Origin of the sequence: Klebsiella sp. K-Nf6 (assembly GCF_002806655.1) — a bacterium.
GTDB lineage: Bacteria > Pseudomonadota > Gammaproteobacteria > Enterobacterales > Enterobacteriaceae > Klebsiella > Klebsiella variicola.
This window is the reverse complement of record NZ_PIBN01000041.1, coordinates 1-1,907: the sequence shown is the minus strand read 5'-3', so window position 1 is coordinate 1,907 and position 1,907 is coordinate 1. Positions and strand designations below refer to the sequence as shown.

At 60.1% G+C, this 1,907-nt stretch carries 1 protein-coding gene; it reads left to right on the top strand.

Annotated features, from left to right (window positions below; translation table 11 throughout):
• On the top strand, window positions 1-1,907 hold a 1,907-nt coding region (tkt, locus tag CWM61_RS28470; protein WP_100632270.1), incomplete at both ends, for a transketolase.

Genomic DNA, 1,907 nt, shown 5'->3' with positions numbered 1-1,907 from the left:
CTGAGCATGGACGCTGTACAGAAAGCCAAATCCGGCCACCCGGGGGCCCCGATGGGTATGGCTGACATTGCCGAAGTGCTGTGGCGTGATTTCCTGAACCATAACCCGAACAATCCGGCCTGGGCTGACCGTGACCGTTTTGTGTTGTCAAATGGCCATGGTTCGATGCTGATTTACAGCCTGCTGCACCTCACTGGCTACGATCTGCCGATTGAAGAGCTGAAAAACTTCCGCCAGCTGCACTCCAAAACCCCGGGTCACCCGGAAGTCGGCTACACCGCGGGCGTGGAAACCACCACCGGTCCGCTGGGCCAGGGTATCGCTAACGCGGTCGGGATGGCTATCGCCGAGAAAACCCTGGCGGCGCAGTTCAACCGTCCGGGCCACGACATCGTCGACCACTTCACCTACGCCTTCATGGGCGACGGCTGCATGATGGAAGGCATCTCTCACGAAGTGTGCTCCCTGGCCGGTACCCTGAAACTGGGCAAACTGGTTGCCTTCTATGATGACAACGGCATCTCCATCGACGGCCACGTTGAAGGCTGGTTCACCGACGATACCGCGAAACGCTTTGAAGCCTACGGCTGGCACGTGGTGCGCGGCGTTGACGGTCACGACGCTGACGCCATCAAACGCGCAGTAGAAGAAGCGCGTGCGGTCACCGACAAACCGTCCCTGCTGATGTGCAAAACCATCATTGGTTTTGGTTCGCCGAACAAAGCCGGTACCCATGACTCCCACGGCGCACCGCTGGGCGACGCAGAAATCGCGCTGACCCGCGAAGCGCTGGGCTGGAAACACGCGCCGTTTGACATCCCGTCTGACATCTATGCGCAGTGGGATGCAAAAGAAGCTGGCCAGGCAAAAGAAGCCGCATGGAATGAGAAGTTTGCTGCCTACGCGAAAGCCTTCCCGCAGGAAGCAGCCGAATTCACCCGTCGTATGAAAGGTGAGATGCCGTCTGACTTCGACGCCAAAGCTAACGAGTTCATCGCGAAGCTGCAGGCGAACCCGGCGAAAATCGCCAGCCGTAAAGCATCGCAGAACGCCATCGAAGCGTTTGGCCCGCTGCTGCCGGAATTCCTCGGCGGCTCCGCTGACCTGGCGCCGTCCAACCTGACCCTGTGGTCTGGTTCTAAGCCGATCAACGAAGACACTGCCGGTAACTACATTCACTACGGCGTGCGTGAATTCGGTATGACCGCTATCGCCAACGGTATCGCGCTGCACGGCGGTTTCCTGCCGTACACCTCCACCTTCCTGATGTTCGTGGAATACGCGCGTAATGCGGTACGTATGGCCGCGCTGATGAAACAGCGTCAGGTGATGGTCTACACCCACGACTCCATCGGTCTGGGCGAAGACGGCCCGACTCACCAGCCGGTAGAGCAGGTGGCTTCCCTGCGCGTGACCCCGAACATGTCCACCTGGCGTCCGTGTGACCAGGTTGAATCCGCGATTGCGTGGAAATATGGCGTAGAGCGTCACGACGGCCCGACCGCGCTGATTCTGTCCCGTCAGAACCTGGCGCAGCAGGAGCGTACCGCAGAGCAGCTGGCAAACGTCGCTCGCGGCGGTTACGTGCTGAAAGATTGTGCCGGCCAGCCGGAGCTGATCTTCATCGCGACCGGTTCAGAAGTAGAGCTGGCGGTTGCCGCGTGGGACAAACTGACTGCCGAAGGCGTGAAGGCGCGCGTGGTCTCCATGCCGTCCACCGACGCGTTCGACAAGCAGGATGCCGCTTATCGCGAATCCGTACTGCCGAAAGCCGTTTCTGCCCGCGTCGCGGTAGAAGCCGGTATCGCTGACTACTGGTTCAAATACGTTGGCCTGAACGGCGCGATCGTTGGCATGACCACCTTCGGTGAGTCTGCGCCGGCTGAGCAGCTGTTCGAAGAGTTCGG